This window comes from Mesorhizobium sp. WSM4822 (assembly GCF_055811155.1).
The window spans coordinates 162,559-185,618 of record NZ_JBVVQM010000001.1; the positions used below are offsets into that span (position 1 = coordinate 162,559).

A 23,060-nucleotide genomic window follows, 5' to 3' on the forward strand; every position below is an offset into this window, starting at 1 on the left:
TGCAACACCGACAACTATCCCACATGGGACAAAGGTGAACGTTGCAGTATTCGAGGGCGCTTATCAATTTGACGTCTGTTGAGCCTACAAAAAAACACACTTAGCATTTGTCAATTGGGCTTCAAGCCGATCAAGAGTCTGTTGCGATATCTTTTCCCCCTTAGTAGGGTTCACGCTGGGTTGGATTCGATTTTGACTAGCTTCGGCGGAAGTCGACTTGGGGGAGTTTTGCTCTGTATACGAGTGTTCAAGGTCATTACCACAGCCATCGCATTACGCTTGACGGTTTCGACCAGGATGCGTTTACCCGGTCGCTAACCGCGGCGCGGGTCGAGATGAATCCGCACCAGGTCGAAGCCTCACTGTTCGCCTTGAAATCACCCCTCTCAAAAGGAGTCCTTCTTGCCGATGAGGTAGGCCTCGGCAAAACGATAGAAGCTGGTCTCGTCATGGGCCAGAAATGGGCTGAGCATAAACGCCGCATCCTTTTGATTGTCCCGGCCTCACTGCGCAAGCAGTGGGAGCAAGAGCTGCGCGAGAAGTTTTCGTTGCCGGCCACCATTTTGGAATCTGCTACTTACAAGGTTCTGAAAAAAGAGGGGCACGCCAAACCGTTTCGCGATTCTCCTGGGATCATCATCTCCAGCTACGAGTTCGCAGCCCGATGCGCAGACGAGCTCGCCGTTACAAAGTGGGATTTGGTGGTTTTCGACGAAGCGCATCGATTGCGCAATGTCTATAAACCGGGTGCCCTCCGGTCGAAAGTCTTGAAAGACGCTTTGAAGGAGCCATTCAAGGTCCTTTTGACCGCAACTCCGCTCCAAAACTCTCTTATGGAGCTGTTCGGCATCGTGTCTATGATTGATGAGAATCATTTCGGCGGCGAGGAGGCCTTCAAGACTCTCTACACGGGCGCTCGCGCCACGCCGGCCTCTCTCGAGGCCCTGCGCGAGCGGCTGATACCGGTTTGTTACCGCACGTTGCGCCGGCAGGTTCAAGAGGCCGGCCACATCAACTTCACCAAGCGCAACGCCGTCATTTTCGATTTCGAGCCACCCAGCCTGGAGGTGCAACTCTACGAAAAGGTGTCGACCTTCCTTCAGCGCAAGGACACCATCTCATATGGCGACCGCGCCAACCAACTCGTGGTGCTTCAGGTCCGTAAAATCCTTGGATCTTCCACCTTTGCAGTCACCGGCTATCTCAAGGCACTGATCGAACGTCTGGAGAAACGCCAACGCGTCGACGAAACCGTTACTGACGACATCGAGACGATCACGGAGATCGCTGAGGAGCTCGAGGACAACGAGGATGGTGAAGAAAAGGTCATTGACGCAGCTCTGTTGGCAGTTGAGTTGGAAGAGCTGAAGTCGTTCCTCGCACTAGCTGAGTCGATCGGCCAGAACGCGAAAGGTGAAAAGCTCCTCACGCAGCTTCCCGATATTCTCGATGCGATCTCGGGAAAGGGAGGCCAGCGCAAAGCTGTTGTCTTCACGGAAAGCGTTCGCACACAAAAATACCTGAGCGAGCTGCTGTCGGCCAACGGTTACGACGGCCAGATCGTTCTTCTCAATGGGTCGAATAACGACCCGGTCAGCAAATCTCTCTACCAAGTTTGGCGCGAAGAACATGCCGGCACGGACCGGGTTTCCGGGTCTCGGACTGCAGACATGAAAGCCGCCATTGTCGATGCCTTCCGCGGCAAGGACAAGACAATCCTTATCGCCACCGAGAGTGGTGCCGAGGGTATCAACCTTCAATTCTGTTCGCTTGTGATCAATTTCGACCTTCCATGGAATCCGCAGCGCGTCGAGCAGCGCATTGGTCGCTGCCACCGCTACGGCCAGAAGATCGACGTCACTGTGGTCAACATGCTGAACCGCAAGAACCAGGCCGAGCAAAGGATCTACGAACTGCTGGATCAAAAATTCAAGCTTTTCAGTGGCGTGTTCGGATCGAGCGACGAAGTTCTTGGCACGATCGAGCGCGGCGTCGATTTCGAGCAGCGCGTCCTGGGAATCGTCCAGTCAAGCCGAAGTGAAGCCGAGATTGTCCAACAGTTCGATGCGCTCACCGCCACCCTTCAGGACCGTATCGATTCCGACATGCAATCGGCCAGAGCCAAAGTGCTGGAGCATCTCGATCAAGATGTTGTTGCCCGACTGAAGGATCGTAAGGGTGAGCTTGACAGCGCCGTTAACGATTTCACGCGGCGCCTAATCATTGTGGCCCATGCCGAGTTGCCGGGCGCCAGGTTCCACCATGACGCGATCTTCAGGTTTGACTACGAAGGCAAAACTTGGACGACTAAATGGCCCGATGCCGATGACCATGATTGGCAATTCTTTCGACTCTCAGATGGAAATCTTGCAACGGAGATTGTGGAAAAGGCGAAGGCTCGGGGGGAGCCATCAACCCCGACATCACTCGTGTTCAACCTGTCAGAGTATGGGTTTCCCGGACAGCTCGCCGATGTCAGGAATCTGGCAGGCAAATCAGGTCTGCTGCGAGTCTCGAAGGCGCAAATTCAAACGCACAACACAGCAAGAGAGGAACTCCTGCTTTCTTGTATGACGGATGACGGAGTTGCGATCCCTCCAGAAACAGCTGACCGCATGCTCATGGTTCCGTCGAGAGCACGGGAACAGCAAGACCCAATCGAAGTTTCGGGCCTTCAGGGCATCGAAGACGAACAGTTTTCCGCCTTCTCGGATCGGGTGAAAAAACAGAACTTCCGTTGGCTCGAGGAAGAGGAAACTCGGCTGGACAACTACGCCAAGGACATCGAAATCGAGCTCGATGCGCAGATCGGTGCGGTCGACGCCGAGATCAAAGCGCTGCGTAAAGAGCGGCGTTCGCCAGACGCGTCAATGGAGCAGAAGCTCGATCTTGGACGCACAATAAAGAAGCTGGAGGGCCAGATGGACGATCTGAAGCTCTCTAAACACGAGCGGCGCCGCGAGGTGCGCAAGCAAGTGTCCGACATTCTTGACGAGGTAGCGGAAAGTCTGAATCGACAGCCAACGAAGAGCCTGCTTTTCACTGTCCGCTGGACGGTTGAGTAGCTCACATGAGAAGGGCGTCGAGCTCAAGCTATTGTGAGTTCGCCAACCTGCCGATTGCTTGTGATTTGTATCTTGACACTTTTTCAGGTCCCGCCTGGGAGGTGCGGTCTCTTCGGTATCGTTCGGGGTGGCTGATGGTGTCGCGGGCTACTATGGAGACGTCATTCAGCTCTTGGACTGCCCCCTTGGTCGCCTGTGTCGACGACAATGGCGAGACGATCTCACCATGGTTGACCACTAAGTTCTTTGAGTTGGGGTGCTCACTTTCAAGAGATCCCGAAGACTCGCCTCCCGTTGAACTCGAATGGGCGTCTGAAGCCCTCTATTGGAATTTCTTAGGGGCATGCGATCTCGAGCATCTTTCCATGCTTGAACAGTGTGAGGTTGATACTGAGCGCGCTGTTCGAAGGCTGGAAGACCGTGGTCGCGACAGCCTCAATGAGGTTGACGACTACGTGGCCGACCTTCGGCGTTGGCTGCGGATCGAGCATCGCGATGGAGAGCAAAGAGCACGGGTGAGCGCTCAAATCGACCTGCTAGAACGAAAGCAGCTGGATGCTCTGCAGTGGATGCAAACTAGGATTGTCAAAATCCGAGAGGCTCGGGACACCTTTGAAACGGAGGTAATGGATGCTCTCTGTTACAACGGAGAAATAGAGCATCTCTATACAATGCACTGGAACGTTCGGCATGGTCGGGATGCACGTGAATCGGTGCCGCGGTCCATGCCCTATTTTCTTTCACCGACCGACCATCTTCGCGAAGCTCATGTTGATGGAGATGTTTGCGCCCATAGGCGGCTGCGTTGGCGATCACAGAATGCCAGTGACACGATTGGTAGCAAACAGGTTGATCGTATTCCGTTCAAAGAACGACGGGGCGAGAAATTCGCCGCGATCGTCAGAAGTGCCAAAGCTACTCCGAAAGTATCCGCGCCGGGGCAGCGCATCGCCGACGTTGGCGCCAAACTAGCGCGCGACGATGACGTTGCTGGTAATGCGCCGCTCATCAGCACACATTTCGAAAACCGCAAATCGGATGAATTCCTTGCGGAGATGGAACGGAAGCGGGCAATAGCCTTAAGGCATCGCGAACGAAGCCGACGCCAAGCAGAGACAAGAAGGGCTCGGCTTGCCGACGAACTGAAAACGGCAATGGAGGTCAAGGTGGCTACAGACCAATCACCTGTCCAAGCTACATCAGACGGGCAAGTCGGATCGCAGCTCTCGGCAAGTCGCCTTTCCTCAGACGAAAGGGAGGAAGTGCTTGCGCGGTGGCGTGCGGAGGACGAGGAAGATCGACGCCTCCGCCACCGCGAATCTCAAACAGACTGAGTCCAATGTCAAAGAGAACCAAGCTTGAACTGACCTGGATCGGCAAGGACGAGCGACCGAAGCTTGAGCCGCGCATCCTGATCGAAGACCCGTCGCTGTCGTATCACGCGACAGCGCGCAGGTCGGACGCCGACATTTTCGACAACATGCTGATTCATGGTGACAATCTACTCGCGTTGAAGGCGCTGGAAGCGGATTTTGCTGGCAAGGTCAAATGTGTTTTTATCGACCCGCCCTACAACACCGGCAGTGCTTTCACTCACTATGATGACGGACTGGAGCATTCTCTCTGGCTCAGTCTCATGCGCGACCGCTTGGAGATGATGCGGACTTTGCTCTCCGACGACGGCTCACTATGGATTACCATCGACGATAACGAAGCGCACTACCTTAAGGTCTTGTGCGACGAGGTTTTTGGAAGGTCGAACTTCGTCGCAAACGTGGTGTGGGAAAAGGCAGACTCGCCTCGAAATTCGGCGCGGTTGTTCTCCACCGATCACGATCATATTTTGATATTTTCGAAAAACGCTTCTTGGACACCGCGAAGACTTGCGCGCACAGACGAGGCAAACTCCATCTACTCGAATCCCGACGACGATCCGCGAGGAGATTGGCTGCCCGGTGACCCATACGCAAACAAGCCCTACTCGAAAGGTCTCTACTCCATCGTAGGACCAACAGGGCGGACTTTCGCGCCACCAGCTGGCCGATTTTGGAGGATATCCGAGGAAAAACTTCGGCAGCTAGACCAAGATGGTAGAATTTGGTGGGGACCGACAGGCAACGCTCGGCCAAGCATAAAGAAGTATGTAAATGAGGTCGGGGACCTTGTTCCGAGAACGCTCTGGAAGAAAGAAGCGGTAGGAAGTAATAGAACGTCGAAGAACGAGTCTCGAAATTTGTTCCCTGGGGATGTGTCATTTGAGACGCCCAAGCCGGAGCGCCTTATTCAGCGTATTCTGGATATTGCCACCCAACCTGGGGATTTGGTCCTCGACTCATTTGCCGGTTCCGGAACCACCGGTGCGGTCGCCCATAAGATGGGCAGGCGCTGGATCATGGTCGAGCTTGGGGATCACGCTGAGACGCATATAATTCCGCGCCTGAAGAAAGTGATCGACGACGACGACGCAGGCGGCATCACCGAAACGGTCGGCTGGAGGGGTGGCGGTGGGTTTCGTTACTACCGCCTCGCTCCGTCGCTGCTTGTCCACGACAAATACGGCAACTGGGTCATTGCGAAGGACTACAACGCGGCGATGCTCGCTGAGGCGTTGTGCAAGCACATGAATTTCACCTACGCTCCTTCCCAGAATGCAGATGAATATTGGAACCACGGCTTTTCAACAGAGACCGACTTCATCTACGTCACGACGCAGAACCTCACCCATGACGCGTGCCGCAAAATTTCGGAAGACGTCGGGCCGGACCGCTCGCTCCTGATTTGCTGCAAGGCTTTCAACGCGAACCCGGACTCGTTCGAAAATCTAACCCTTGTGAAGATCCCGACTGCGATCCTGTCGAAATGCGAATGGGGCCGCGACGACTATTCGCTGAACGTCCAGAGCCTCCCGCTGGCGCCCGATGAAGCTGAAGAGCCGCAGATCTCAAGTGGAAAGCGCAAGAAGGATTTAGATTTGCCGCTTTTCAACCTCAGCGCCGACGAAGGCGAGGTCTAAGATGAGCGAGGATCGCATCCGCCGTCAGATCGCACAGCGTCTTTCACTGCGTGCCCCACAGGAGCAGTCGCTCGATATCTTGGCTGACATTGTCGGCCGCATTGGTCTGGCGAAGGGCGGAGATCCAGTCGCTGCGCTGGATGCAGTCCAGTCCGCCTATCCCTCCGTGCAGGATTTTGAGCGCGATTTTCCCTCGCTCTGCTTCGCCATCGCCACTGGCGTGGGCAAGACTCGTTTGATGGGCGCCTTTATCGCGTGGCTCTACCTCGCTGGCCGCTCGAAGAATTTCTTTGTCCTGGCCCCCAGCACGACAATCTACGACAAGCTGGTCGCCGATTTCTCGAAACAGGCGTCGCCGAAATATGTTTTTCGCGGCATTGCCCAGTTCGCGCAAACGCCACCGGTCATCGTCACCGGCGACACTTGGGAAGAGGGGCGGGGCGTGCGCGGCTCCGACCTCTTCGGCAGTGAGGCCATCGTTAACATCTTTAACGTCGACAAAATCAACAAAGACAAAGGGCGCATCCGCACAATGCGCGAGACCATAGGCGAGTCCTATTTCGACTACCTGGCAGCCCTCCCCGATCTTGTGCTGCTAATGGATGAAGCCCACCGTTATCGTGCAAGCGCTGGCATGCGGGCAGTAAACGAATTGAAGCCGGCACTCGGCCTCGAACTGACGGCGACGCCGAAATCCGTGGGGGCCAAATCGACCGCGTTTCGCAATGTAGTTTTCGAGTATGGGCTCGGCAACGCCATGGCCGACGGGATGGTGAAAGAACCTGCGGTGGCGACCCGGGCGGATTTCAACCGGGCTGATTTCGATGACCACCAGCTCGAGCTCATCATGCTCGAAGACGGCATTCATTATCATGAGCATGTGAAGGTTGAGCTCGACCTCTACGCCCGTCAATCAGGCCGGCACCGGGTGCATCCCTTCGTGCTAGTCGTCGCCCAGGACACGACCCACGCGAGCGCGCTGCGCACCCGAATCGAAAGCGATGAGTTCTTCAAGGGCGCCTACAAGGGTCGAGTCGCAGAGGTTCATTCAAATCTGCGGGGCGACGAAAGCGACGAGGCAATCCAGCGGCTGGTTGGTCTAGAAACCGACAATCTCACTGAGATCGTCATCCATGTGAACAAACTGAAGGAAGGGTGGGACGTCAACAATCTCTACACGATCATCCCACTTCGCGCCTCAGCTTCCGACATACTCACCGAGCAGACGCTCGGCCGCGGACTCAGGCTGCCCTATGGCGAGCGCACCGGCGTCGAATCGGTCGACACGCTCACGGTAATTGCGCACGACCGTTTCGACGAGGTGATCAAGCGCGCAAGGGAAGCGGACTCACTTGTGCATATCAAGACATTGACGATCGGTCAGGGTGGGGACGTTCCTGCAGAAACCGAACGAGTGATCGACATCCCTGTCTCGTTCGAGGCTAGTCTGCTTGGCAATGATTCCGTGTTCGCAGGGATGCAGGAAGGCGCCGTGACCTTCGATCACGTCGACGATCGCAAGGTCGTTGAGTCCGCGCTTGACTTCATTACCCGCAAGTATGAGCGGCAGCTAAGGGGAGGCGTTCAGGAGCTGTTGAGGCCCGAAGTGCGAATGGAGCTCGCTGCAGATATCAGACGCGCCCTGCAGCCCGCCCAGGGCTCGTTGGATGGCATAGTCGCACAGCCTAGAGTCGAGGAGATCGTCGGCATCGTTACCGCCAGCGTTGCCGAGAATACGATCGATATTCCTGAGATCGTCGTCATACCCAGCCGGGAGGTAAATTTCTGGTTCGACACCTTCGATCTGACGGGCCTGCAGACGATCCGCTATCAGCCGCTATCTGATCGGATCCTAATCCGCAACCTACGGGACCAGAACCAGCGCGAACTAGCCCGTTCGATCTCCGGGCCGAAAGAAGGCCTGCTCGAAAACTATATCGTCAAGCATCTGATCGACTACGACCAGGTCGACTATGACTCGCAATCCGATCTTCTCTATAGGCTCGCCGGTCAGGCAGTGTCCCACCTGCGAACATACCTCTTGACCGAGGACGACGTAGAGAACGTAGCGCTCGCGCACGGAAAGGCGATGGCCGAGTTCATCTTTGCGCAGATGAAGGACCACTACCGCGAGACTCCGGCGGATTATCAGGCAAAGCTTGTCAGGTCGTTTCGGTCGCTGAAACCGTTGAGCATCAGCATAACCAGCATCGCGAAGATGCTCGACATAAAGTTCGCCGCAAAGCCGTTATCAGATACCCGAAGCTACGTCTTCAAGGGCACTCGTAAGAGCCCATACAACTTCCACAAATTTCAGTCTGATACCGAGCGTCGCTTCGCTGCGCTGATCGACAGTGATTTCGAGAAGAACGTGCTGCGCTGGGTGAAACCTGGCCCTGGCCAGTTCCAGATCGAGTATCGATCAGGCAAGGCCTACGAGCCAGACTTCGTCGTCGAGCTGCCGACACACAAGTTGATCGTCGAGATTAAGGCCGACGGCGAGATGAACGATCAAACAGTCCAGGAAAAATCGCGCGCTGCCTGTGAGTGGGTGAGGCATGCTAATCACATAGCTAAGGAGACCAGCTCAAAGCCGTGGCGCTATGCAATCGTGCCGGAAAGCTCGATGACCGAGAGTGCTACCTTTGTTGGTCTCATGTCGCGGCATAGCCTTTCTGAGCAGGCGAGGTGAAGTCAGCTGGCGAGCTTCTTGTGGAGCTATCTTTTGCTAGCATTTGTGACTGCAGGTTCACACCTACATCAATGGGTGAAGGAAAGCGTGGCAACTTTTTCCCACCAATCGGCGTAAAATGTTCAGTCAGCATTTACTTATTTTTGTCGCCGTTCGAGGCGAATAGGCCGGAGCCGTCTAATAACTTGTGTGAGAACTGATACCTGAGGCGCTAGAGAGTGTCCCAGTCCTGATGCTCTGCATACCGCCGGAACTGTCCATTTGTCCGCTCAGTGAGCTTTCGCAGGGCCATCTCAATCCGTCTGTTTAGTTCGGCGAAAGCAAGGATCGTCGTTGTGCGCCCTTTGCCTGTTCGGGTTCGCCCCAAGTGCCATCCACGCTCCCGGAAGATCTGTCGCATATCCTGCCGATTCCGGTCTCTCACCGCCTCCCATGCTCGGTCCATGGCAACCAAGCCGACAACCCCGGTGTTGAGAAACTTGACGACCCGTTCCTTCTCCCTCGCCTTTACTAGGCTTCGCCTGGCGGGGTTTCCGACACAAGCCGCGTCTTCGAACGTTGGTAGCGCGAAACTGAAATTGTTGGGCTGCAGCGACGTGAATCTGAATGCGCCCACATCGGCCAGCGTTCGAATGCCAAGCGCTATGAGCTCGTCGGACTGAAGCGTCACTTCGATCCGGACGCGTTTATCCTCGTCGGAAAGCTCCACCCTCGTTCCGGTAGCCTGATTCTGGCGATCGTATTTCTTGTCCATTATGCGCCACGTCGATGACGCTTCCTTCGCACCAAAATATAGGGTCGCATCGGCGTATGGCTGACGGTCGAGGCCGTTGAAGAGGAACAATCGTCCGGCGGATCCCGTCTTCGCTTTCGGAAAGATTCCATTCGTGCATTCCTTCCCTTTGCCCCATGTGAATCGTGGCCAGTCACGCCCACACGCGAATATGTCTCGACCGGGGAGGAAATGACGCCACAGCGCACCAAGGAGCTGTCGACGTGTATCATCGGCAGAGGTGCCTCTTGGCGTAAAATCGACGCTCACTTCCATCGCTCCGATCACAGGCGCAGAGGCCAAGCCACGGCGCCTGGACAGATCGGCAAGAGCTGCCTTAACGGCTACGAAGTCTGGCTCCTGAAAACGAATGGTGAAGGTCCGTCCCCCACCGTGCATTTCAACGTGACAGCTGCTTTCGATTTTCTTCTGCACCCAGGCGTTGATCCAGCGCGCCTGGGTCTCCGTAGCCGTTTCAATACAGACGTCCAGCCAATCGATCACCGCCCGGCAGGTGAACGAATTCACATCGATTTCCGGGTAAAGTGCGAGACGATCCACAAAGCGGCGCTGCCGTGCAGGCAGCGACTCCTCGCGATAGCGAAGCAGGGTTGGCCCCCCGCCTTGAGCGGGTTCCATCTGGATTATATGGTTCATCGTGGTCGCTCCTTAGCATCAACTTTCCCTGAATTTGAATATAGCGAAAGGCGAAACAGTTTGCGGGATTTAGGTCGATTTCGCCAAGCTGCGTCCCAATTTTCTAGCGCGAAGCATTCGGGTGTCGTTTCACTAGGCGACTAGTTGGGCATGGATGTCTGACACGGCAGGCACGGACCACTATCCTATGCGAAAATGGCCTTCAGTCTCGCTGCTCGTTCTGCTGTAAGACTTGGATCCTTCTCCGGTGCCGCTTCTTTCAGCGCGTGCAGCCACGCACGCTCGTTCTCCGCAATGTCCTTGATGAAAAGCGATCGCATGAGGGCAAACGTTTCCGGGGCGAAGTGGCGTTCGAGACAGAGTTCCAAAAGCTCGGAGACGTCGCACCCCAATGCCCGCGCCAATGCTGGAACCCGGTCGAGGGGCAGTTTCGCCTGATCGGCGACGAACGCGTGGATGATATTCGCGGAGGAGTATCCCACCATAGTCGCGATGTCGCGATAATCCCGGTTTGAAGCGTTTGCTTGCTTCTCGATGAAGAGAGCCAGGTTGCTCCTAGCTCCAGGTTCTGCTTTCCCAAACATTGTGCTTTCCTCTTTTCAATCAGAAGCTCTGCTCGCTTCTGACTAATCTATAGCTGCTCAAGAATGGGGAGCGCTTTCAGGATAAAGGGATCATTCGCGGCAGGGAATAATGTGGTTGGGCGAACAGACTTGGTGATAGATGCCGAGCTGATTGACTTGCTCGAGATACGCGCGATCCCAGATGCATGCCAATTGACTGACAAATGATGCCTCAGCACGTGTCACGGATCGGCCGCTTCCGGCGTAGAGAACCATTGCAAGCGGCTCGGGAAACGCTCCCGAACATCTAATTGCCGGGGAGGAGAACGACTGCGGTGCCGTCGGTTCTCCTAGGAACCAATCAAGGTTCGTCCCCAAGGAAAACTTTCCAGGGATACCATCGAAGTCCTAGGGATTTTTGCGTTCCAAGATGGGGATGCACTCTGCTGCCACCAACATTTTTTCTCCGGATCCACCACCCTTCGTGGGACGCTGGCAGTCAATCGTTCAGTTGCCGCTAACGTCAACCCAAACCATCAAAGCTGTCACCTCGGTGACGAAAAGAGCTTTGCAAGTTGTCACCGAGGGAAACTCGATCTGTATATTCTCTTATCGCGAATAAGACTGGAATTACCCCATGTTTCCCTGGAGTTACCCTCATCCATCCGGAAATCGCTTTTTTTGCGCGAGGTAAACCCAAACTGCGGATTTAGCAGCATTGGTCGGAAGGACGAGCGCCGCGGATTTCGTCGGTCTGTTCGTCCCACGAAGAGGCAGGGAGCAGGACGTCTCTCATTGTCCCGGATACCTATTTCTGACAGATGACTTTGCTCTAAAACGCTGGAGCTGCGTGGGCACTTAAGGCAAGAAGGTCAAGGACTAATACCTATCCCGGCGCTTGCAGGCACACGCTGGGAAGGTGACTGATCATGCCTCATCATTCTCAGGACTAAGGCGCACGGGATGTGGAGAAGGGTGGTCGGGCTTAACGAAGCGATGAATCTCTGAAAGTTGAGCAACGATACGGCGGCTTGGGGTTGGACCCCAGAAATGGCACCTTCGTCCTGCTTGCACAGCCTAATTTCACCGCGGGCCACCTTCTTCAAAGTTCGCGTCTGAAAGTGAGGCGGCGTGACGAGTGGGTGTTAGCTTTTTCAGGGTGCGTCAATTGCGAAGTTTGCGATGATTGTCCACTTATAAGATCGTTGAAATAGGAGTTTGGCGATGGTGTATGACGAGCATGGCGAACCAAGAAAAAGCGAATCGAAGCCGTTAAAAGACATGAGTCTTAAGGTCGAAGATGATTATCACTTTCGATTGAAAATGGCGTCAGTAAAGACTCGAATGACGATAAAGTCGATCGTTGTCGAGGCTACGACGAAGTGGATGGACGACAGAGGCTTATAGCCGAACGCGCATAGCTCTAACTGTTCGCAAATCGAAGATTGAAAGCTTTTTTCATAAGTAAATACTGACTTACATTATTTACATTTGTTTGAGGCGATTTGCCGCTGCGACCCCAATCGACAGCTAACGTCAAAGGCGACGCCCTGGCCGGACTAGCCCACCCACCACCTTTGCATCACAACGCCAAGCGGCTCTCAACTACCCATCCCCGCGGTCCGTGACGGAAGTTACTCAGACAGATAATCAAGCCATAGATCTAACTGAGTCAGTCAGTCGAGGGTGATGATCGACGCAGGCGCAAAGGTCGTCATCTTCTTGAGACCGCTGATCATGCCCTCGCCAAATCGCGGAGCGCCGATGGCACCTTTGAGCCAGCATTGGCTCTTGCGCTTCATGTAGGTGAATCCGATGCAACGATCGTTGGCGACACAGGCCAGCCTGCACTGCGACGCGGTCACGTTCCTCCCATAGGGTTTCCGGGACAGATCTCCACCAGGCAAATCGACATTTTCGAACAACGCCGTCTTCGGGTCGATCACCCCCATCGAGAACGTATTGGGATCGGGATCAATTCTGCTCAGAAACTTGCCAGAGATTGCGGCAGAGTTACCGTCCGCCTTGCCTTCGCTCGCCTTCAGGAAGCAGTTTGGGCCTCTCACGGCGCGCGGATCCAGATTGAAGGTGAATGCCTTGCACTCTCCACCCATGGAAAGACATGCCCGGGCGCAAGTCGCAGCACCGTCTGTTCGCTGGGAGCTGATGTCATCGCCGTAAAGGTCTAAGCCGGTAAAGACCACCATTCGTGTTGGGCGGCGGGTGTATTCCTCGATCGAGGAGAGTTTGGACAATGGCGGGCCGTCGACCGTATCCGGATTAGGGGCCGGGGCTGCTCCGGGCGCGGCCGCAGCGGAGGGCGGTTCCGCCGAACCTGCTGATGGGATTACCTCTGTCGAAGCTGCGGTTGCGTGGTCGCCCTGCTTGCGATTAAGCCCATAGCGCGCGACTTCGTCGGCAGTGAAGATATGCATGTCCTTCGGAGGTGTCTTGAACATCACCGTCAGCACTTCGACCGGCGTGTTGAAGCGATTGAGAACGTCGATGATGTCCGAGATCGAAAGCTGAGCGCTGACCAGATCAGTGGAGTCAGACGAGATCTGATGGACGCCCAGTTCACCGTCGACTTGGCGCTCGACACCCGCAAGGAAGATAAATGAGCATGCGGAATAGCAACCTGCCTTGTTTGGTATGTAGGTCGCGAGTTTCCGCTCGTGCACATCATCTGCGATCAAAAGAGCAATCTGGACCACACCGCCAGGGCTATTCAGAACGACCATTTTGGCGTTTGGTGCAGCCTCAGCGGCTCGGCGAAAGTTGAGCGCCGCTCCTGCATTAATCTCACCATTGAGAGAAATAATGTCCGAATGAGCGTCATCGACCGAAAACGGTCCGAACGACTTCACTGCAGCGTGGGCGGAACATAGCTGAACCGCCAACGACAAAATGACCGGCAGCAACCGGCTGACGCAATATGAAAGCGAACTCAGCACCCTTCGCCCCCCAGTGGCGATTTCCCGCATCAAAACACCCGCGGATGCAACTAGCAATGGCGAACTGAAGATCACTCGTTCATCATGGGCTTCAGTTCCTAGGCAACTTGTGAATCTCAAGCCTGACCGGTCCACCACGGTTGCAACTGGTGCAGAGAAGTGCCCTCTCGACCGAACTGAAAAGCGCCCCTTTGCCGTATCGCCGGATAAGACCGGCGGGCTTCACTTCAGCATAGTGAGAGCAGTTCTTGCACCAGGCCCTCAGGGTGTGCCATTCGCGGAGGTCGCCGAGCGCGACGTCGAGGCCGGCGTGCACGCTCCCATTGATGATCGTCTGGGGCGGGATTTTCACCTCGCCTGGCGTCAGAATCTTCTCCATCACATGTCGACTGTTGTAGTGGATCAGCAGCATCCCGGGCCGGCGGCGTATCGCGGCTTGCCATGCCGCTTGACTGACGATCGCATCCGGCGATCGGCATATCGTCTCCAGGTGCGTCTTCTCTTCGCTGTCCCAGACCTCGATCCGAAAATTGTCTTCTTCTGTTTTGCCCATAGCGCCGCCCGCCGCTGGCGCGTGGTGGCGCCGAGCTGGATCGTCCTCCGAAGTCTCTCGATCCTTCACGAGTAAGGAACATATTCCTCTTCGGTCAAGCCCCCCTTGACTCTAATGTTCTTATTTTGTTCACTATCGGCTCGATGGAAAAAGGAGGCAGAAATGCCACTTCGCTTGATCGTTGAGACCGCAACGTCTGAAGAAATCTCTCGCGGATTAGCCGCTGCCGAGGCGGTTTTTGAAAGCTCTGGAATTTCCCACGAGGAAGCCATGAACGGGGTGCTCGCCGTAGAACTCTGGGAAATGAAGGGATCTCCGGAGAAAGCTCAGCCGAGCGAGGAGGAGCAGTTAGCCGCCAAAGTCTGGTTCGAGGCCGATCGCGCCGCGTGTGAGGCCTGCTGTGCTGGACGGCCCGACGACAAGGTGGTTCGAGACAGGATCTTGGGTATCGGGGCTGAGCCGAAAGTGAAAACGGCAAATCTGGCGACCTGGCCTGAGAGAAAGCGGCTGTATCCGACGCTCGTCGAGCGACTGGAAACGGCGACCGGTCCTGATCGCCAGCTCGATATCGACATTTGCTATGTAATGGGCTGGATCAATGAACCGGGCACGCCAGAAAAGGCGGCCGAATTGGAGCTGCCCTATCTTACCGGCAATCTGGCTGAGGTAGCCGAAATCACCCAAAAATCTCTTCAGGGCTGGATGATCGAGGTCGACCAAAACCCTTGCGATGCTCGGATCATTGAGCCGGAGCGGGACGAAGACGACGAAGATGCCAGGAGCGCGGCCGCATGGCGCACCTTCGATGGCAGGCTCTATATGGAGAAGCCACCGGCCAATGCCGCGATTGCTTTGACACTGGCAGCGATGCGCCTTCAGGCTGACAGTTTTTTCGAGCCAGCATGGTAAGGCGGAGCCGAAGCATTCCGGCGCCATCGACAATCGACGGAAGATGGCCACACCAGGTTGCGCTGCCGGACGATCTCTGCACCGGTCGGAACCGGACGGCCATTCACGACTTCTGTCAGGAACGCGGAATGACTTTCCAGGTCAGGCGTGTGCAAGCGGTTTGGCCATGTGGCAAATATGAGGAATACCGGTTGCACTGCTTCGCAGATCCAGCCGAGGCAAGGGCGTTCCTCGATCATTTTCGAGGTGAAGCCTTCGATGCGAAGCGGGATCGCGAAAGAGGCAAGATACACGGCGTCTGGCGCCCTAGCGGCGAGTATAGGAGAATTCTCGACCTTGGCCCGCTCAACGTGCCTGACCTCCTGAGGAACTAAGGGTTAACCATGTGCGGACGCTACACCAAGTATCTGTCGTGGTCGGAAATTCACCGGCTTTACAGACTGACGGCGCCGGCAGAGACCGGCCGCAACGATGAGCCGCGCTACAACATTGCGCCTACGCAGGACGTTCCGTTCGTCACCGCAGGTGAGCATGGCAATCACAAGCTCCGAGAAGGGCGCTGGTGGCTGGTTCCTTTCTGGGCAAAGGAGATGCCGAAGGCGGCCATGTTCAATGCGAGAATTGAGGGCATCGACACAGCTCCGGCCTTTCGCGATGCCTTCAAATCGAAGCGCTGCCTGATCCCGGCCGATGGCTTTTACGAATGGACCATCTCGCCGGCGGACGGCAAGAAAGACCCGTGGCACATCTACCAGCCCGGCCACGCGCCGTTCTCATTTGCCGGACTGTGGGCCTACAATTCCAATCTCGAGATCACGAGCTGCACCATCATCACCCAGCCCGCTGGCGACCCTATGAAGCAGTTGCATGATCGGCAACCGCTCATCCTTGATCCAGCTTACTACGACGCGTGGTTGGATCCAGCTACACCCAAGGACAACCTCAAGGACATTCTCCGTCACGACATCGACGGCGATCTTCAATTCAATCGCGTTGGTCGTGAAGTGAATACCAGCGCCGTCAACAAATCGCCCAACGACCATCCCGGCTTGGTCGGGCCGATCAACCCCTTATGAGCGACGAACCATCACGACTTGCCGAAGGCATGATATCGGCACCGCGCGATAGACGACGCGTCGACAATCATGCGTGCGAGCACGGCGGCTGCAGCAAGGATGCTGGGTTCGGCTTTGCCAAGGCGCGTCAGCCCTCGCACTGGTTCTGCCTGGAACACCGCGGCGACGGCGAGCGGTTCCTCTAGGAGATTTGAATGTCGAACAATATGCTGCCCACCCAGACCAAGCCGAAGCTGATTGTGGTCGTTGCGTTTGATCGAGGCGACGACGGCGAGCTTTTTACCGCCTACGGTCCGACCGACCAACAGAGTGAAGAACGCGCGGTCCGCACGGCCAGGGCTCTATCATCGGACCATGTTGGTGTCATAGCCTGGAGCCGTGATGCAGACCCGGCGCTCGGCGACTATGGGCCGCCAACGACGCTGTTCGTCAGTGGCGACGTTCCGGACATGGAATGAGACCTAACCTGTTGTCCCGCCTTCGCGGGTCTGCATAGCCTCGAGGATGACCTCAAAGACGCTGCCTACTTCTTCGCTGATCTCGTCGGCTGAGATGCCTTCCTTCTCGGCCGCCCGCATTGCCTGGTCGGCCAGATCGGTTACAGCGCCGGGATCATCGGTGACGGCATCCGGCAGGTGCTCTGCCATCCATCGGTCGAGAAAGTTGATGCCGCGTGTGCTCATCAACGTAGAATCCACTGTTGCATTTAGGTTCCAGCGGGAGAGTCGACAGCGGCTTCGTCGATCTCGGCTTCGATCTCGTCGCTGACAGGCTTTGCCTTGCCCATCCCGGCCAACGGCACGCCATCAAAGCCCTGAATCCAGGCGTCCGCGTGCTCCTGCCAGTAAGGAGGCACCGCACGCTCCTTGCCATCCTTCAATGCCTGCGCGCCATACATCCAGGCGTAGTTGGCGCGCTCCTGGTCTTTTTTTGCTACTGCCATTGTTTTGCTACCTGCTAGCGCCCGAGAGGCTGTCTCGACAGGGAAATCAGTTCGGCTTCATCTGTCATGCCGGCCATGTAATTCGCAAGCACCCGCGATGCGATCGCTTCGCGAGCCTCATCGGTGTGACCGTCAAACTTGAGTTGGTCGAATATGCGGCCCAGAAGATCAAGTTCAGCGGGCTTCAGAATTCCAGCTTCCCGCGCCTGTCGCCGGATCGGCATGGCTACTCCTCCTCACGGAAATCCTGAAGTGAAGCATGCCGTAAATCTTCTTCGCCGCGCAAGTGTTTCACACGGCCGATCAGACCCGGCTTGACCCATTGCGTGGCCGGCCTCTTCATTCCTTCTGGCGCCGGTCCAGCATGCTCCTGGACGCGTTTCCATAGCCGCTCGCGAATGGGGCGACTGGAGTTGATGAAGGCTGAGCCGACATACTGCCCGGTATTCCGATCGGCCATCAGGGCGAAGGCTGGCTTGCCCGGCTCCCGCTCAACGCCCAGCAACTCGTATTCCTCCACCATGTAGCTCTTGATCTTCAGCCAGTTGGTCGACCTGCCGCCGCGATATTTGCTGTCGCGGCGCTTCGACACCATACCCTCAAGGCCAGCTTCGTCTATCAGGTGATAGATAGCCTTGGCGTCACCGGGCAGCGCCTGACTGAATTGGATACGAATGTTGGCCGGGATCATGCTCTCAAGGATCTCGCGCCGTTCCTCCAGCGCCATGTCACGCAGATCATGGCCATTGAGGTGCAGCAGGTCGAAGGCGACGAAATAGAGGTCGTGCTGCCGGCGTGTGATCGCCTTACGCAACTCAGCAAAGTCCGAAAGGCCGGCATCGTTCAACACAATGATCTCGCCATCTATGATTGCGCTCTCGGCGCCGAGATCTGCGCTTGCCGCGACCAAGTCGCGATATTTGGCTGTCCAGTCCAGTCCCCGCCGGGTGTAGATCCGCGTTCCGTCCTCGTCGATGATCATCTGGGAACGGTAGCCGTCAAACTTCACCTCATGAATCCAGGCGTCGCCTTCTGGAGGCTTCTCCACAAGGGTCGGCATCAAAGGCTCAACAAAATCCAAACGCATGCACACACACCCACCACCGGCGATTCAATAAGCTTGAGCTAAAATAGTTCCGAATCCGGAAATTGGGGTTTTGGTGCAACAAACAGGTCAACCGGGCGTTGCGGGATTATCGCAGGAGGAATCGATATGGCCGACGACAAGAGCAAGCGGGATTTTCGCGATCGGGACCGTGTTTCAGCCGACGAGGACTATGAGGTCGAGTATTTCGCGCAAAGGGTCGGGATCACACCTCAACAGGTAAAGGATCTCATCGCTAAGCACGGGAACGATCGAGCGACGCTGGAGCGCGCAGCCAAGGCCATGGGGAAGCGGTAGGCAGCCAATATGCCAAAGTATCACGTGGAAGAGTGGCATGGAGAGGAGTGCGTTTCCTCTAATGCCACAAGCGCCGATGATCCGCTGTCAGCAGTTGAGAAGGTCACTGGTCAACGAGTGTCGCCCAGGGCGATTGAGAAGCATTGGTTCCGTGTCGTCGACGAGGATGCGCGAAGCACGCACGAATTCAGTCTTGCCCAGGGCGCGCCCGCAGACGACTTTGCGAAATAGCGATGACCAGGATCTCGGACCTTGGGCCACCCAAGCCTGGCAAGCCCCACACTCCGCAGGACGAGATCGATCGCTTCCACGCCTGCCCGATCTGCGGGCAGCAGGGCGACAAGAGCGATCTGCGCCAGGTGATATGGCACGAACAGCGCGATCATGAGCCGCTGGAACTGGATCACTAGGAGCTGCGTGCTTACCGGTTAACCAATATGCCGTCGACCTCGATAAGCAAGTTCGACTATGACCCCAACACCAGCGTTCTCTCGGTCTGGTTTGTGGCCAGCGGGAAGCACTACGAGTTCTTGGACGTCCCGCTTGAGGCCTTCGAAGCGTTTCAATCGGCGTTTGCTAAGGGCCGCTATTTCAACAATCACATCCGAAACAATTACGCATTCCGGCTCGCGCAAGGGAAGGCAGGAAGCTCATCGGCCGATTGACATAAGCGGCCCAAGGGGGAATGCCCCGACTGCCGTGTCGACATCGGGAGGGTCTACGCAGGGCAATCTCGACCCTGCGAAGCCAGCCCAGCTGGACTCCGAATCAAAACAGTAGCATCCTTTCGTCGGGGAGAGGGGCTTGACCAAATATCGATACGACAATCGGACTGGCCAATCGGGCAAGCGAACCCCGCCAAGCCGCGAGGTGCACGCCAATTGGCTGGAACTCCGCTCCGTCTGATCTTCGTGACGGTGGCTGCAATGGGTGCCTTCGTGACGCAATACGTCATGCAGCACAGCAGCCGTGCACCGGAGATAAATCTGTCGACCCAGATCAGCCCTGGCGCAGGGCTGATCGCCGGCGTTGCGTCGGTCATCGACGGCGACACGATCGAAATTCATGGACAACGCATCCGCTTCAATGGGATCGATGCGCCCGAGAGCAAGCAAAATTGCGAGGACACCGAAGGATTAGAATATCCCTGCGGGCGCCGCTCTGCCGAAGTGCTGGAAAGATTTCTGGCGGCATCGAGGCCGATCAATTGCGCTTTCGTGGCTTGGGATCGCTACAGCCGCTTCGTCGGAGATTGCCGGCGAGCCGACGGCACTGGCGTCGCCTCTTGGATGGTAGAGCATGGCCAGGCGCTAGATTGGCCCCGCTACAGTCACGGGGCCTATGCGGGGCAGCAGGTGAAGGCCGAGGCGGCCAAGGTCGGGCTCTGGGTCGGCAAGTTTCAAACGCCTTGGGATTGGCGTGCAGGGCAGCCAGACAGCAAGCCACCTGCGGTTAGCCAACCGCTGGGCATCACCAAAACGCAGCTAGCGCAGAGCTATTCATGCCAGCCACGACGGACATGCTCGCAAATCAGTTCATGCGCGGAAGCAAACTGGTATCTGGCCAACTGCTCGTGGGGCGGCAAGCTCGATCGGGACAGCGACGGCATCCCGTGCGAGAGCCTATGTTGATGGGGTGGTTTGACGGGATTTCCTAATGCTGGAAGTGGCGGCTACCGGTGATCGCGTCAGAGCTGGTGCCGGATCATATGCGGCCAGCGAGCTTGCCTGCGTAGCCGTGCGGGCGGCCGCTGGTGATGGTGTGGTCCAACGCCTTGCTGGTGTCGGCGTGCTGCGCACTATCCTGCTGAGCCGGCTGGACCCCTTCGAGTGCTTTCGGAAGCACCGCCTTCTCAAGTGAATTTCCCACGCGATCCGACGGGCCGCCGCAACACAATGCCTGGCCGCGTCCATTGTTGCTTCCACCACTTCGGGGTCTTTCTGCCGGAATCGCGTTTAAAGATTTCGGGATCGGCACCCCAGGCCTCTGCGGCAGCTTTCATAGATGGTGCTGCGATGACAATGTCAAAGAAGACGATGCGAGGTTTGATACACTTGAAGTTGTTTCGCCATCCGATGGACCTTGCAAGCGTCCGTTCTGGGCTTCGCTTCGAGCGACCTTGAGCACCGGATCGTATGTTTCGGGGGCAAAAAGGAAACGATTGAATTTTTCGGATCGCATGGAAATCAAGCGGAAAGTCCACTTGAAACCGAATAATGGGAAAACTAGGTCACGGGTTGAGGCAACATTGATGTCTGTCCGCGCATGCCTTCGTCCGCCGCCAGGATATACTCATTTCCGACATGGTTTCCTCGGCGCCAGCGGGTTTGGCTGGCGGTGCTTCGAGGACAAGCAACACCTTCTGGATTGATCATCCGACACGACCTCGTGCGGAGACCAAGCTGCAAACAACAGGAAACGTGAGATGACGGCAGACACGAAGGCAAAAGAAACCAGAGCGTTCGAGGCGGATGTTTCGAGGCTACTCCACATGATGGTGCACTCTGTCTATTCCGATAAGGACGTCTTCCTGCGCGAACTAATTTCCAACGCCGCTGACGCTTGCGAAAAGCTGCGTTTTGAAGCGGTCAGTCGGCCCGAATTGCTAGCCGACGACCCGAAGTTGCGGATCACCGTTTCCGCCGATACCGACAACAAGCAGATCACCGTCGAAGACAACGGGATAGGCATGAGCCGTGACGATATGGCCGAAGCATTGGGCACGATCGCGCGCTCGGGCACGCGCGCCTTCGTCGAACGCGTTGGAGTAGGCGGCACGGCCGACGACACGCAGTTCATCGGCCAGTTCGGCGTCGGCTTTTATTCCGCCTTCATGGTGGCCGAACGCGTCGATGTCATCAGCCGCCCGGCGGGAAGTGACGAGGCTTGGCGCTGGTCGTCCGATGGGAAAGGCTCGTATGAGATCGCGCCGGCACCGCTTGAAGCAGCCCCCACGCGCGGCACTCGCGTCGTGCTACACCTCATGGACGAAGCCATCTCCTACACCGGATCCTACCGGCTTGAGCAGTTGGCCAAATCGCAGTCGGGGCATGTGCCGGTGCCGATAACGCTCATCGAGAAACCCGGCGCCGACGCCCGCGACATTGCCGACGGCACGGCACTCTGGGTTAGGCCGAAGAGCGAGATCAAGCCGGAGGAATACACCGACTTCTACCGCAGTGTTGCGGGCCAGTATGACGAGCCGGCCGCAACCATTCATTTCCGCGCCGAAGGAAGGCAGGAATACAGCGTGCTAGCCTTCGTGCCCGGTTCGCGTCCCTTCGACCTGTTCGACCAGGACCGCAAAGGCCGTCTGAAGCTCTATGTGCGCCGCGTCTTCATCACCGATGACGCTGACCTTCTGCCACGCTACCTGCGCTTCGTCCGCGGTCTGGTCGATTCCGCCGACCTGCCGCTCAACGTTTCGCGCGAGATGATCCAGGAAAGCCCGCTGCTAGCCTCGGTTCGCAAGGGCCTCACAAATCGCGTGATTGGCGATCTTGGCAAACTGTCGGAAAACGAAGCTGGGGCCTATTCCAAGATCTGGGAGAATTTCGGCGTTGTCCTTAAGGAAGGACTCTACGAGGACTATGAGCGGCGCGAGCAATTGCTGAAACTCGCCCGGTTCCGCTCGACCGGGTCGGGCGAAGGCTGGCGCAGCCTCGCCGATTATATCGCCTCGATGAAGGAAGGTCAGAAAGCGATCTTCTTTATGGCGGGCGACGACCGCGCCCGGCTCGAAGCCTCGCCTCAGCTCGAAGGGTTCAAGGCGCGCGGCATCGAGGTGCTGCTGCTCACCGATCCTGTCGACAGCTTTTGGGTGGCGATGGCGCCGGACTTCGAGGGCAAGACCTTCAAGTCGGTGACGCAGGGCGTGGCGGAGCTATCGGACATTCCGCTGCTCGATGACACGAAAAAATTGGACACGGCGGCAACGGCTGAGGTCGATGCCTTCCTGGCTTTCGTGAAGTCGGCTCTCGGCGACGCCGTCTCGGACGTCAAGGCCTCCGATCGCCTGACCGAAAGCGCGGTCTGCCTTGTCGCGCCGGAGCACGGTCCGGACCGCCAGTTCGAGCGGCTGATGAACGCCGCGGGCCGCCTCGACAAGGCAGCCAAGCCCATCCTGGAAATCAACCCACGGCATGAGCGCGTGCTGGCGCTCGCCCGCCTCGGCGAAGACGACCAGGCCTTTAAGGACGATGCTGCCCATCTTCTCTACGACGAGGCCCGCGTCCTCGATGGCGATAAACCAGCCGACGCCAGTGCGTTTTCGCAGCGTCTGGGGCGCCTAATCGCGCGGGGCCTGACCAAGTGAAAGTCGCTCAGCCGACCCTTCCAGATCGTTGCGGCGATCGACACGACTGGGGTTACCGCTTTCAGTCCAATGGCTCCAACCATATCAACCTTCCTTAAGCTCAAAAACCTGAAGTTGCCCAACCAGTATACGTTGGCTCAGATGAA

General features: G+C 56.8%; 22 protein-coding genes. 13 read left to right on the forward strand and 9 right to left on the reverse strand.

Annotation, left to right across the window (positions count from 1 at the left end):
- The first annotated feature begins 335 nt into the window (after nucleotides 1-335).
- The 4 genes from AC0L3E_RS00990 to AC0L3E_RS01005 all read left to right on the forward strand — a co-directional run bounded on the left by AC0L3E_RS00990 (nucleotide 336) and on the right by AC0L3E_RS01005 (nucleotide 8,770).
- Nucleotides 336-3,065, forward strand: coding sequence for an SNF2-related protein (locus AC0L3E_RS00990; RefSeq protein WP_473603984.1), 2,730 nt, complete (start codon nucleotides 336-338; stop codon nucleotides 3,063-3,065).
- Nucleotides 3,066-3,250: 185 nt separating this feature from the next.
- Entirely contained in the window at nucleotides 3,251-4,399 is a 1,149-nt protein-coding gene (locus AC0L3E_RS00995; protein ID WP_473603985.1) for a hypothetical protein, read from the forward strand.
- 5 nt (nucleotides 4,400-4,404) lie between these two features.
- Nucleotides 4,405-6,078, forward strand: a complete 1,674-nt coding sequence (locus tag AC0L3E_RS01000; RefSeq protein ID WP_473603986.1) for a site-specific DNA-methyltransferase — start codon at nucleotides 4,405-4,407, stop codon at nucleotides 6,076-6,078.
- 1 nt (nucleotide 6,079) lies between these two features.
- Nucleotides 6,080-8,770: a DEAD/DEAH box helicase gene (locus AC0L3E_RS01005; RefSeq protein WP_473603988.1), complete on the forward strand. Its 2,691-nt coding sequence runs from the start codon at nucleotides 6,080-6,082 to the stop codon at nucleotides 8,768-8,770.
- Between the two features lie 211 nt (nucleotides 8,771-8,981).
- Here AC0L3E_RS01005 and AC0L3E_RS01010 read toward each other — a convergent pair whose 3' ends face one another.
- The 4 genes from AC0L3E_RS01010 to AC0L3E_RS01025 all read right to left on the reverse strand — a co-directional run bounded on the left by AC0L3E_RS01010 (nucleotide 8,982) and on the right by AC0L3E_RS01025 (nucleotide 14,269).
- On the reverse strand, nucleotides 8,982-10,199 hold the full coding sequence (locus tag AC0L3E_RS01010; RefSeq protein WP_473603989.1) for a hypothetical protein: 1,218 nt from the start codon (nucleotides 10,197-10,199) through the stop codon (nucleotides 8,982-8,984).
- Between the two features lie 185 nt (nucleotides 10,200-10,384).
- On the reverse strand, nucleotides 10,385-10,783 hold the full coding sequence (locus AC0L3E_RS01015; protein ID WP_473603990.1) for a hypothetical protein: 399 nt from the start codon (nucleotides 10,781-10,783) through the stop codon (nucleotides 10,385-10,387).
- A gap of 1,655 nt (nucleotides 10,784-12,438) precedes the next feature.
- On the reverse strand, nucleotides 12,439-13,746 hold the full coding sequence (locus AC0L3E_RS01020) for a PAN domain-containing protein (RefSeq protein ID WP_473603991.1): 1,308 nt from the start codon (nucleotides 13,744-13,746) through the stop codon (nucleotides 12,439-12,441).
- Between the two features lie 61 nt (nucleotides 13,747-13,807).
- On the reverse strand, nucleotides 13,808-14,269 hold the full coding sequence (locus tag AC0L3E_RS01025) for a hypothetical protein (protein ID WP_473603992.1): 462 nt from the start codon (nucleotides 14,267-14,269) through the stop codon (nucleotides 13,808-13,810).
- Nucleotides 14,270-14,431: 162 nt separating this feature from the next.
- Between AC0L3E_RS01025 and AC0L3E_RS01030 the strand changes: the two genes are divergently transcribed.
- The 4 genes from AC0L3E_RS01030 to AC0L3E_RS01045 all read left to right on the forward strand — a co-directional run bounded on the left by AC0L3E_RS01030 (nucleotide 14,432) and on the right by AC0L3E_RS01045 (nucleotide 16,712).
- Complete coding sequence (locus AC0L3E_RS01030; protein ID WP_473603993.1) at nucleotides 14,432-15,178, forward strand: hypothetical protein; 747 nt, start codon at nucleotides 14,432-14,434, stop codon at nucleotides 15,176-15,178.
- A 383-nt stretch (nucleotides 15,179-15,561) separates the two neighbouring features.
- The gene (locus AC0L3E_RS01035) at nucleotides 15,562-16,254 is read left to right on the forward strand and encodes an SOS response-associated peptidase (protein ID WP_473603994.1); all 693 of its coding nucleotides are present in this window, start codon (nucleotides 15,562-15,564) and stop codon (nucleotides 16,252-16,254) included.
- Entirely contained in the window at nucleotides 16,251-16,439 is a 189-nt protein-coding gene (locus AC0L3E_RS01040; protein WP_473603995.1) for a hypothetical protein, read from the forward strand. The genes AC0L3E_RS01035 and AC0L3E_RS01040 overlap by 4 nt, the downstream gene beginning before the upstream one ends.
- A gap of 9 nt (nucleotides 16,440-16,448) precedes the next feature.
- Nucleotides 16,449-16,712: a hypothetical protein gene (locus tag AC0L3E_RS01045; protein WP_473603996.1), complete on the forward strand. Its 264-nt coding sequence runs from the start codon at nucleotides 16,449-16,451 to the stop codon at nucleotides 16,710-16,712.
- Between the two features lie 3 nt (nucleotides 16,713-16,715).
- Here the strand turns inward: AC0L3E_RS01045 and AC0L3E_RS01050 are convergent, their stop codons facing one another.
- From AC0L3E_RS01050 to AC0L3E_RS01065, 4 genes are read right to left on the reverse strand one after another with little or no spacing between them, the layout of a single operon-like run.
- Nucleotides 16,716-16,937, reverse strand: coding sequence for a hypothetical protein (locus tag AC0L3E_RS01050; protein ID WP_473603997.1), 222 nt, complete (start codon nucleotides 16,935-16,937; stop codon nucleotides 16,716-16,718).
- A 23-nt stretch (nucleotides 16,938-16,960) separates the two neighbouring features.
- Nucleotides 16,961-17,197, reverse strand: coding sequence for a hypothetical protein (locus AC0L3E_RS01055; RefSeq protein ID WP_473603998.1), 237 nt, complete (start codon nucleotides 17,195-17,197; stop codon nucleotides 16,961-16,963).
- 14 nt (nucleotides 17,198-17,211) lie between these two features.
- Nucleotides 17,212-17,421: a hypothetical protein gene (locus AC0L3E_RS01060; RefSeq protein WP_473603999.1), complete on the reverse strand. Its 210-nt coding sequence runs from the start codon at nucleotides 17,419-17,421 to the stop codon at nucleotides 17,212-17,214.
- A 2-nt stretch (nucleotides 17,422-17,423) separates the two neighbouring features.
- Nucleotides 17,424-18,284: an ATP-dependent DNA ligase gene (locus AC0L3E_RS01065; RefSeq protein WP_473604000.1), complete on the reverse strand. Its 861-nt coding sequence runs from the start codon at nucleotides 18,282-18,284 to the stop codon at nucleotides 17,424-17,426.
- A 126-nt stretch (nucleotides 18,285-18,410) separates the two neighbouring features.
- Between AC0L3E_RS01065 and AC0L3E_RS01070 the strand changes: the two genes are divergently transcribed.
- From AC0L3E_RS01070 to AC0L3E_RS01085, 4 genes are all read left to right on the forward strand, one after another.
- The gene (locus AC0L3E_RS01070) at nucleotides 18,411-18,599 is read left to right on the forward strand and encodes a DUF3606 domain-containing protein (RefSeq protein WP_473604001.1); all 189 of its coding nucleotides are present in this window, start codon (nucleotides 18,411-18,413) and stop codon (nucleotides 18,597-18,599) included.
- A 233-nt stretch (nucleotides 18,600-18,832) separates the two neighbouring features.
- Nucleotides 18,833-19,009 (forward strand): hypothetical protein, encoded by a 177-nt coding sequence (locus AC0L3E_RS01075; RefSeq protein ID WP_473604002.1) that lies wholly within the window; start codon nucleotides 18,833-18,835, stop codon nucleotides 19,007-19,009.
- A 27-nt stretch (nucleotides 19,010-19,036) separates the two neighbouring features.
- Nucleotides 19,037-19,264 carry a KTSC domain-containing protein gene (locus AC0L3E_RS01080; protein ID WP_473604003.1) on the forward strand — a complete coding sequence of 76 codons (228 nt, stop codon included), beginning with the start codon at nucleotides 19,037-19,039 and terminating at the stop codon, nucleotides 19,262-19,264.
- A gap of 216 nt (nucleotides 19,265-19,480) precedes the next feature.
- The gene (locus AC0L3E_RS01085; protein ID WP_473604004.1) at nucleotides 19,481-20,230 is read left to right on the forward strand and encodes an excalibur calcium-binding domain-containing protein; all 750 of its coding nucleotides are present in this window, start codon (nucleotides 19,481-19,483) and stop codon (nucleotides 20,228-20,230) included.
- Nucleotides 20,231-20,303: 73 nt separating this feature from the next.
- Here the strand turns inward: AC0L3E_RS01085 and AC0L3E_RS01090 are convergent, their stop codons facing one another.
- Complete coding sequence (locus tag AC0L3E_RS01090; protein WP_473604005.1) at nucleotides 20,304-20,468, reverse strand: hypothetical protein; 165 nt, start codon at nucleotides 20,466-20,468, stop codon at nucleotides 20,304-20,306.
- A 556-nt stretch (nucleotides 20,469-21,024) separates the two neighbouring features.
- Here AC0L3E_RS01090 and htpG point away from each other — a divergent pair.
- Entirely contained in the window at nucleotides 21,025-22,914 is a 1,890-nt protein-coding gene (gene htpG / locus AC0L3E_RS01095; RefSeq protein WP_473604006.1) for a molecular chaperone HtpG, read from the forward strand.
- Nucleotides 22,915-23,060 lie beyond the last annotated feature (146 nt).

Bases quoted from the DNA above. Each gene is read 5' to 3' on its own strand.
- AC0L3E_RS01080 (WP_473604003.1), top strand. From the start codon at position 19,037: ATGCCGTCGACCTCGATAAGCAAGTTCGACTATGACCCCAACACCAGC.
- AC0L3E_RS01030 (WP_473603993.1), top strand. From the start codon at position 14,432: ATGCCACTTCGCTTGATCGTTGAGACCGCAACGTCTGAAGAAATCTCT.
- AC0L3E_RS01015 (WP_473603990.1), bottom strand. From the start codon at position 10,783: ATGTTTGGGAAAGCAGAACCTGGAGCTAGGAGCAACCTGGCTCTCTTC.
- AC0L3E_RS01065 (WP_473604000.1), bottom strand. From the start codon at position 18,284: ATGCGTTTGGATTTTGTTGAGCCTTTGATGCCGACCCTTGTGGAGAAG.
- AC0L3E_RS01005 (WP_473603988.1), top strand. From the start codon at position 6,080: ATGAGCGAGGATCGCATCCGCCGTCAGATCGCACAGCGTCTTTCACTG.
- AC0L3E_RS00990 (WP_473603984.1), top strand. From the start codon at position 336: ATGAATCCGCACCAGGTCGAAGCCTCACTGTTCGCCTTGAAATCACCC.
- AC0L3E_RS01050 (WP_473603997.1), bottom strand. From the start codon at position 16,937: ATGAGCACACGCGGCATCAACTTTCTCGACCGATGGATGGCAGAGCAC.
- AC0L3E_RS01010 (WP_473603989.1), bottom strand. From the start codon at position 10,199: ATGAACCATATAATCCAGATGGAACCCGCTCAAGGCGGGGGGCCAACC.
- AC0L3E_RS01000 (WP_473603986.1), top strand. From the start codon at position 4,405: ATGTCAAAGAGAACCAAGCTTGAACTGACCTGGATCGGCAAGGACGAG.
- AC0L3E_RS01025 (WP_473603992.1), bottom strand. From the start codon at position 14,269: ATGGGCAAAACAGAAGAAGACAATTTTCGGATCGAGGTCTGGGACAGC.
- AC0L3E_RS01020 (WP_473603991.1), bottom strand. From the start codon at position 13,746: ATGCGGGAAATCGCCACTGGGGGGCGAAGGGTGCTGAGTTCGCTTTCA.
- AC0L3E_RS01060 (WP_473603999.1), bottom strand. From the start codon at position 17,421: ATGCCGATCCGGCGACAGGCGCGGGAAGCTGGAATTCTGAAGCCCGCT.
- AC0L3E_RS01055 (WP_473603998.1), bottom strand. From the start codon at position 17,197: ATGGCAGTAGCAAAAAAAGACCAGGAGCGCGCCAACTACGCCTGGATG.
- AC0L3E_RS01040 (WP_473603995.1), top strand. From the start codon at position 16,251: ATGAGCGACGAACCATCACGACTTGCCGAAGGCATGATATCGGCACCG.
- AC0L3E_RS01035 (WP_473603994.1), top strand. From the start codon at position 15,562: ATGTGCGGACGCTACACCAAGTATCTGTCGTGGTCGGAAATTCACCGG.
- AC0L3E_RS01045 (WP_473603996.1), top strand. From the start codon at position 16,449: ATGTCGAACAATATGCTGCCCACCCAGACCAAGCCGAAGCTGATTGTG.
- AC0L3E_RS01070 (WP_473604001.1), top strand. From the start codon at position 18,411: ATGGCCGACGACAAGAGCAAGCGGGATTTTCGCGATCGGGACCGTGTT.
- htpG (WP_473604006.1), top strand. From the start codon at position 21,025: ATGACGGCAGACACGAAGGCAAAAGAAACCAGAGCGTTCGAGGCGGAT.
- AC0L3E_RS01075 (WP_473604002.1), top strand. From the start codon at position 18,833: ATGACCAGGATCTCGGACCTTGGGCCACCCAAGCCTGGCAAGCCCCAC.